Origin of the sequence: Streptomyces sp. 3211.6, assembly GCF_003634815.1 — a bacterium.
GTDB classification, from domain to species: Bacteria; Actinomycetota; Actinomycetes; order Streptomycetales; family Streptomycetaceae; genus Streptomyces; species Streptomyces katrae_A.
In genome coordinates, this window is record NZ_RBXC01000003.1 from 80,760 (window position 1) to 89,447 (window position 8,688).

6 pseudogenes are annotated in these 8,688 nt (G+C 74.4%); all 6 read right to left on the reverse strand.

The window, feature by feature from the left end:
• Positions 1–23 precede the first annotated feature (23 nt).
• A pseudogene (locus BX286_RS38195) lies at positions 24–584 on the reverse strand (polyketide synthase dehydratase domain-containing protein); the annotation flags it as partial.
• Positions 582–1,046 (reverse strand): annotated as a pseudogene (locus BX286_RS38200) (hypothetical protein); the annotation flags it as partial. The pseudogenes BX286_RS38195 and BX286_RS38200, both read right to left, overlap by 3 nt.
• Positions 1,023–2,021 (reverse strand): annotated as a pseudogene (locus BX286_RS38205) (acyltransferase domain-containing protein); the annotation flags it as partial. The pseudogenes BX286_RS38200 and BX286_RS38205, both read right to left, overlap by 24 nt.
• Positions 2,022–2,081: 60 nt before the next feature.
• Positions 2,082–2,189: pseudogene (locus BX286_RS38210) on the reverse strand (hypothetical protein); the annotation flags it as partial.
• Between the two features lie 33 nt (positions 2,190–2,222).
• Positions 2,223–2,519: pseudogene (locus tag BX286_RS38215) on the reverse strand (ketoacyl-synthetase C-terminal extension domain-containing protein); the annotation flags it as partial.
• Positions 2,520–2,537: 18 nt separating this feature from the next.
• A pseudogene (locus BX286_RS38220) lies at positions 2,538–8,354 on the reverse strand (type I polyketide synthase); the annotation flags it as partial.
• Positions 8,355–8,688 lie beyond the last annotated feature (334 nt).

The window sequence follows — 8,688 nt, forward strand, 5'->3', positions numbered from 1 at the left end:
TCGACGGTGGCGACGGGTGCTCCGGTGCCGTCGGCGAGGGTGAGGGTGACCCCGTCGGAGCCGGTGCGGCGGATACGGACGCGGACGGCGGGGGCGCCGGAGGCGTGCAGGGTGACGCCGGTCCAGGCGAACGGCAGGCGGGGCACGGCGGCGGTGTCCCAGTCCCCGGCGGTGTCGCCGAGGGTGCCGGGGGCGGACAGGCCCATGGCGTGCAGGGCCGCGTCGAGGACGGCGGGGTGCAGGCCGAACCGGCCCGCGTCGCCCGCCGCTTCCTGGGGCAGGGCGACCTCCGCGTAGACGGCGTCGGGGCCGCGCCAGGCGGCGCGCAGCCCCTGGAAGACGGGGCCGTAGCCGTAGCCGATGGTGTCGAGGTGGTCGTAGAGGCCGTCGACGGGTACCGGGGAGGCGTCGGCGGGCGGCCAGGCGGCGAGCGCGTCGTCGGGGCGCGGGGCCGGTGCGTCGGGGGCGAGGACGCCGCCGGCGTGCCGGATCCAGGGCGTGTCGTCGGCCGCGTCGGCCGGCCTGGAGTGGACGGTGACGGTGCGCCGGCCGGTGTCGTCGGCGGGGGCGACCCACAGCCGCAGGTCGCGGGCGGCGCCCTCGGCGAGCGTCAGCGGCGCCTCGATGGTGAGCTCTTCCAGGTGGCCGCAGCCGGTCTCGTCGCCGGCCGTGACGGCGAGGTCGACGAAGGCGGTGCCGGGCAGCAGGGCGGTGCCGGCGACGGCGTGGTCGGCGAGCCAGGGCTGCAGGGCGAGCGACAGCCGGCCGGTGAACAGCAGTTCGTCGGTGTGCGCGGAGGCCACGGCGGCGCCGAGCAGCGGGTGCGTGACGCGGCGCAGTCCGGCGGTGGTGACGTCGGCGGTGCCGGGGGTGGCGTGCAGCCAGTAGTGCTGGTGCTGGAAGGCGTACGTGGGCAGGTCGACGGTCTGGGCTCCGGTTCCGGCGAACAGGGCCGGCCAGTGCGGTTCGCTGCCGGTCAGGTGGAGGTGGGCCAGCGCGGTCACCGCGCTGTGCTCCTCGGGCCGGTCGCGGCGCAGCAGCGGCACGAACAGGGTCTCGTCGGCGCCGGCGGCCGGGCCGTCGGCCGCCGTGTCGGGCAGGCAGGTGCGGCCCATGGCGCACAGGACGCCCTGCGGGCCGAGTTCGAGGAAGCGGGTGACGCCCTGCTCGTGGAGGGTGCGCACGCCGTCGGCGAACCGTACGGCGTTGCGCAGGTGGCGCACCCAGTAGTCGGCGGTGGTGATCTCGTCGGGGTCGGCGGTGCGGCCGGTGAGGTTGGAGACGAGGGGGATGCGCGGCGGCGCGTAGGCGACCCCTTCGGCCTCCTTGCGGAAGTCGGCGAGGACCGGCTCCATGAGCGGGGAGTGGAAGGCGTGGCTGACGGTGAGCCGCTTGGTCCGCACGCCGCGTTCGGCGAGGGCCCCGGCGACGGCGGCGACCTGGTCATCGGCGCCGGAGACCACCACGGTGCGGGGGCCGTTGACGGCGGCGACGGCCACCTGGTCGTGGTCGGCGAGCAGCGGCAGCACCTCGTCCTCGGAGGCCTCCGCGGAGACCATGGCGCCGCCGGCGGGCAGCGCGGCCATGAGCCGGCCGCGTGCGGCGACGAGCCGGGCCGCGTCCTCGAGGGTGAACACCCCGGCGACGTGCGCGGCGGCGATCTCGCCGATGGAGTGGCCGAGCAGCTGGTCGGGGGTGATGCCCCAGTGCTCGACGAGGCGGAACAGGGCGACTTCGACGGCGAACAGGGCCGCCTGCGCGAAGTCGGTGCGGTGCAGCAGCGCGGCCTCGGCGGTGTCCTCGGCGGCGAAGAGCACCTCGCGCAGCGGGCGCTCCAGGTGCGGGTCGAGGTGCGCGCAGACCTCGTCGAACGCGTCCGCGTAGGCGGGGTGGCGGGCGTACAGCTCGCGGCCGGTTCCGCTGCGCTGGGCGCCCTGTCCGGTGAACAGGAACGCGGTGCGGCCGGCCGCACCGCGGCTGCCTTCGACGACGGTGCCGCGCAGGACGCGGGGGTCGGTCAGGCCGTCCGCGAGGGCCCTGAGTCCGGCGAGGAGGCCGTCGCGGTCGTCGGCGAGGACGACCGCGCGGTGCTCGAGGGCGGCGCGGGTGGCCGTCAGCGAGTACGCGACGTCGAGGGGGTCGGGGAGCGCGCCGCCGGCTGCGGTCGCGGTCGCCGCGTAGGTGTGCATGCGGTCGGCCTGGGCGCGCAGGGCGGCCTCGGTGCGGCCGGAGACGACCCACGGCAGGAACCGGCCCTCGGCGGGGGCACGGTGTCCGGCGTCGGTGTCGGTCGAGGTGTCGGTGGTCGTGCCGGGGGCCGTGGGGGCCTGTTCCAGGATGACGTGGGCGTTGGTGCCGCTGACGCCGAACGAGGACACGCCGGCCCGGCGGGCACGGCCGCTCTCGGGCCACGGCCGGCCCTCCGTGAGCAGGTCCACCGCGCCGGAGGCCCAGTCGACGTGCGGCGAGCGGGCGTCGACGTGGAGGGTGGGGGGAAGCTGGGCGTGCCGCAGGGCCATCACGGTCTTGATGACGCCGGCGACGCCGGCGGCGGCGGCCGGGTGGCCGATGTTGGACTTGACGGAGCCGAGCCACAGCGGTTCGCCGCCGGACCGTTCCTGCCCGTAGGTGGCCAGGAGGGCCTGCGCCTCGATGGGGTCGCCGAGCACGGTGCCGGTGCCGTGCGCCTCGACGGCGTCGACGCCGGCGGGCGTCAGGCCCGCGTTGGCGAGGGCGGCGCGGATGACGCGCTGCTGGGCGGGGCCGTTGGGGGCGGTGAGGCCGTTGCTGGCGCCGTCCTGGTTGACGGCGGAGCCGCGGATGACGGCGAGGACGCGGTGCCCGTTGCGTTCGGCGTCGGAGAGCCGCTCCACGAGGAGCATGCCGACACCCTCGGACCAGCCGGTGCCGTCGGCGTCGGCGGAGAAGGCCTTGCAGCGGCCGTCGCCGGACAGGCCGCCCTGGCGGGCGAACTCGGCGAAGACGGCGGGCGTCACGTTGACGGACACGCCGCCGGCCAGCGCCCGGTCGCATTCGTCGTTGCGCAGGGCCTGCACGGCGAGGTGCAGCGCCACGAGGGAGGACGAGCAGGCCGTGTCGACGGTCACCGCCGGGCCCTCGAGGCCGAGGGCGTAGGCGATGCGGCCGGACATCACGGCGGTCTGGGTGCCCGTCAGCAGGTATCCGGCGACCTCGTCGGGCAGTTCCCGCACGTCGGAGGCGTATCCCTGGTAGGAGGCGCCGACGAACACACCCGTGCGGGTGCCGCGCAGGCTGCCCGGGTCGGTCGCGGCGCGCTCGATGGCCTCCCAGGAGGCTTCGAGGAGGAGGCGCTGCTGGGGGTCCATGGCGAGGGCCTCGCGGGGCGAGATCCCGAAGAAGCCGGGGTCGAAACGGCCCGCGCCGTCGAGGTAGCCGGCGTCCAGGGTGTGGTCGCCCTCGCGCAGGGGGCCGCCGTCGGTCGCGTCCACGTTCCAGCCCCGGTCGCGGGGGAAGGGGCCGATGGCGTCCACGCCGTCGGCGACGAGCCGCCACAGCTCCTCGGGGGAGGTGACGCCGCCGGGGAACCGGCAGCTCATGCCGACGATCGCGATGGGCTCGTCGGTGGGGCGCGGGGCGCGCTCCGGGACGGCGGACGCGTCGGCGGGGGCCGCCGGTCCGTCGTCGCCGAGCCCGTCGAGGACGTGGTCGGCGATCTCCCCGGCGGTCGGGTAGTCGAAGACGAGGGTGGTGGGGAAGCGCAGCCCGGTCGCGGTCGCGAGCCGGTTGCGCAGGTCGATGGTGGTCAGCGAGTCGAAGCCGAGCTCCCGGAACGGGGTGGTCCCGGTGATCCCCGAGGCGTCGGGATGGCCGAGCACGAAGGCCGCCTCGGTCCGTACGAGTTCCAGCACGCAACGGCGCCGGTCGGCCGCGGACAGCCCCGCGAGCCGGGCCCGCAGACCGTCGCCGGCCCCGGACGCGGCGCCCGCGCCGGCGGTGTCGTGCGCGGCCGCCTCCTCGGCCAGGGCCCGTACGGCGGGCAGTTCGGAGAGGAGCGGGCTGGGCCTGGTCACCGTGAACACCGGCTCGAAGAGCTCCCAGCGCACGTCGCACACGGTGGTGGTGGCGTGGTCCCGGCCGACCGCGTGCCGCAGCGCGGCGACGGTCAGGGCCGGGTCCATCACGGGCAGGCCGCGCTTCTCAAGGGCCTCCTTCGCGCCGTCCCGTACGGACATGCCGCTGCCGCCCCAGGGGCCCCAGGCGACGGAGGTCGCCACCTGACCGCGCGCCTGACGCCACTGCGCCAGAGCGTCCAGATACGTGTTCGCCGCCGCGTACGCACCCTGGCCGCCGGAACCCCACGTCGCGGAGATCGAGGAGAACAGCACGAACGCGTCCAGCTCCCCGGCCCGGGAGGGCTCACTGAACAGGGCGTCCAGATGACGGGCACCCTCCACCTTCGCCGCCAAAACGCGGGCGTACTCCTCCGCCGAACCCGCCATCAACGCGTTCAGCTGCTCCACACCGGCCGCGTGCACGACACCCCGGACCGGGCCGTCCACCTCCAGACCCTCCACGAGCGCACGGACCTGACCGGCATCAGCCACATCACAGGCCACAACAGACACCCGCACCGCATCGGAGCCGAGCTCGTCCGCGAGCTCCTTCGCACCGGGCGCATCAAGTCCCCGACGGCTGGTCAGCACCACGTGCTCGGCGCCTTCGGCCACCAGCCAGCGCGCCACATGCGCACCCAGCGCACCCGTACCACCCGTCACCACAACCGTCCCGCGCGGACGCCAACCCTCGGAATCGGACGAGGACGGCTCGGCCGGCCGCAGGCGACGGCCATAGACACCCGCCGCACGCACCGCGACCTGGTCCTCGTCCGAGGAACCCGACAACAGCCCCCGCACACGAGCGGCAGCCCGCTCGTCCAGCACCTCGGGAAGGTCGACCAGACCACCCCAACGCCCCGGGTGCTCCAGGGCCACGACCCGGCCCAGGCCCCACACCAGGGACTGCTCCACACCCTCCGCACGCAACGCGTCCGAACGGCCGATCGACACGGCACCCTGCGTCAGGGACCACAGCGGCGCCTCGCACTCGGCATCACCCAGAGCCTGGACCAGCTCCAGCGTCCCGACCAGACCGCGCAACGACACCACACCCGTGACACCGTCCACCAGCCCGGCCACACGCCCGGCAAGCTCCACCCGGCCCTCACCCGAAGGCACGACCACAACCCGCCCGGCCAACGCACCGGCCACCCACTCGGTCAGCGGACCGTCCTCGTCCGCCACCACCAGCCACGAACCAGCCGACTCCGTCGACGCCGGCTCGGCCAACGGCTTCCACGTGACCCGGTAGCACCACCCGTCCACCGCCGACTGCTCACGCCGACGCCTACGCCACGAAGACAGCGCCGGCAGCACAGCACCCAGCGAACCGCCCTCGACGTCCAGGGCCTCGGCCAGAGCACCCAGGTCCTCACGCTCCACCGCCGCCCAGAACTCCGCGTCGGCGGCGTCGGCTTCGGCGGTCGGGGCCGGGGACGCCGGGTCCTCGGACGGCTTCAGCCAGAACTCCTGGTGCTGGAAGGCGTACGTCGGGAGGTCCACGTTCCGGGCGTCGGTCCCGGCGAAGAACGCCGCCCACTCCACCGGTGCGCCGTGGACGTAGGCCTGGGCGGCGGCCGTCACGGCCGACTCGGCCTCGTCGCGGCCCTTGCGCAGCACCGGCACGAACACGCCGTCCTCGACGCACTCGGCGCCCATCGCGGCCAGCACGCCGTCCGGGCCCAGCTCCACGAACCGGGACACGCCCTGCGCGTGCAGGGTGGTGACGCCGTCGGCGAAGCGGACGGCCTCGCGGACGTGCCGCACCCAGTAGTCGGGCGAGCAGAGCTCTTCCGCGGAAGCCACCTCACCCGTGAGGTTGGAGACCACGGCGAGGGTCGGCGCGGCGAAGTCGACGGACCCCAGGACGGCACGGAACTCGTCCAGCATCGGGTCCATCAGCGGCGAGTGGAACGCGTGGCTCACCGTGAGCCGCTTGGTCTTCACACCCCGCCCGGCCAGCAGACCCGCGATGGCGGTCACCGAGTCCTCGGCACCCGAGACCACGACAGAACTCGGCCCGTTGACGGCCGCGATACTCACGTCCTCGTACGCGGCGACCAGCTCGGCCACCTCCGCCTCGGCAGCCCGCACCGACACCATCGCACCACCAGCCGGCAGCGCCTGCATCAGCCGACCACGCGCGACGACCAGCCGCGCCGCGTCAGAGAGGGAGAACACCCCGGCGACATGCGCGGCGGCGATCTCACCAATGGAGTGCCCGAGGAGATAGTCGGGGCGCATGCCCCAGCTCTCCACGAGCCGGAACAGCGCCACCTCGATCGCGAACAGCGCCGGCTGCGTGAACTCCGTACGGTCCAGCTCAGCAGACTCGGCTGCAAACATCACCTCCCGCAGCGAACGCCCCAACACCGGGTCGATCTCCGCACACACGGCATCCAACGCCTCCGCGAACACCGGGAAGGCCGCATACAGCCCGCGCCCCATCCCGGCGCGCTGCGCACCCTGACCCGTGAACAGGAAACCCGTCCGGCCGGTGCGGACCGTGCCGCTGACCACGCCGGACCGTGAGCTGTCGTCGGCCACGGCCGCCAGCCCGGCGACGTGGTCGGGGCCGAGGACGACGGCACGGTGGGTGAACGCGGTGCGCGTGGTGGCCAGGGCGTGGCCGATGTCGGTGGCCGCGGGGGCGGTTGCGGTGTCGGCGAAGGCGCGGGCGAGGCGGTCGGCCTGGGCGCGCAGGGCGTCCTCGGTGCGGCCGGAGACGATCCAGGGCAGGAGGCGGTCCGGTACGGCGGGGTGGCGCGGGGCGGTGCCCGCGTCCTGCGCGGACGCGACCGGCGCGGCGGGCTCGGCGGATTCGGCGGATTCGACGGCCTCGGCGGGCGGGGCCTCTTCGAGGATGAGGTGGGCGTTGGTGCCGCTCATGCCGAACGAGGAGACGCCGGCGCGGCGCGGGCGGTCCCCCGCGGACCAGTCGCGGGCCTCGGTCAGCAGCCGGACCGCGCCGGCGCTCCAGTCGACGTGCGGGGTGGGCTCGTCCACGTGGAGGGTCTTGGGCAGCATGCCGTGCCGCAGCGCCTGGACGATCTTGATGACGCCACCGACGCCGGCGGCGGCCTGCGTGTGGCCGATGTTCGACTTCAGCGAACCGAGGTGGAGCGGCCGGTCGTCCGGGCGGCCCTGGCCATAGGTGGCGAGGAGCGCGTCGGCCTCGATCGGGTCGCCGAGGGTGGTTCCGGTGCCGTGCGCCTCGACCACGTCCACGTCGGCGGGGGTGAGTCCGGCGCTGGTCAGCGCCTGGAGGATGACGCGCTGCTGGGAGGGGCCGTTGGGGGCGGTGAGGCCGTTGGAGGCGCCGTCCTGGTTGACGGCGGAGCCGCGGACCACGGCGAGGACCGGGTGGCCGTTCCTGCGCGCGTCGGAGAGGCGCTCCAGGACGACCACGCCGACGCCTTCGCCCCAGGCGGTGCCGTCGGCGGCGCCGGAGAACGCCTTGACGCGGCCGTCGGCGGCCAGGCCGCCCTGCTGGCTGAAGCCGAGGAAGGCGGCGGGGGTGGACATCACGGTGGCACCGCCGGCGAGGGCGAGTTCGCACTCGCCGGCCCGCAGGGCGCGGACGGCGAGGTGCATGCCGACGAGGGAGGTGGAGCAGGCCGTGTCGACGGAGACGGCGGGGCCTTCGAGGCCGAGCGCGTAGGCGATGCGGCCGGAGACGACGCTGGCGGCGGTACCGGTCAGGAAGTAGCCGGCGGTCTCGGGCGGCGCCTGCTGGAGCAGGGTCGCGTAGTCCTGGCTGGTGGTTCCGACGAAGACGCCCGTGGCGGTGCCGCGCAGCGAGGCCGGGTCGATGCCGGCGCGTTCGACGGCCTCCCAGGAGGTTTCCAGGAGGAGGCGCTGCTGGGGGTCCATGGCGAGGGCCTCGCGCGGGGAGATCCCGAAGAACGCGGCGTCGAACTCGCCGGCGTCGTGGAGGAATCCGCCCTCGCGGGTGGCGGAGGTGCCGGCGGCGGAGCCGTCGGTGCCGAGGAGCCGCTCCAGGTCCCAGCCCCGGGTACGGGGGAAGCCGGAGATGGCGTCGGTACCATCGGCCACCAGGCGCCAGAGGTCCTCGGGGCTCTCGACGCCGCCGGCGAACCGGCAGCCCATGCCGACGACGGCGATGGGCTCCTGCTGCGCCGATTCGAGATCCTTCACCCTCTGTTTGGTCTTGGCCAGATCGGCCGTGACCCACTTGAGGTAATCCCGAAGAGTTTCTTCGTTCGCCATCCAGTACCACCCCTGGGAAACGACCAGCCAGCTCAATTAATGGAAAAGCTGCCCGATATTCGCGACGCATTCCAGTTCTCTCGTCGACCCTATTGGCGCAGCCTGTGCGGCAAATTTATGGTTCGCCGAAGCGGCCCGACAACCCCTAACAGTCCCCCTGGAAACCCCTCTAGACGGCCTTTTCGAGGGGCTCGTTCGAGCATGGGAAGTGCCGCGGTAGCACGCCGCAAGTGCGGCGCAAGAGCACCGCGGAGGCAGGACCTGACAGGGTCGGACGGGGCACGGAAAAGAAAAGGGCGCGGGGCGCCGGGAATTGAATTCCCGGCGCCCCGCGCCGCGTTCGCCTTTCGGTCCGGACGGA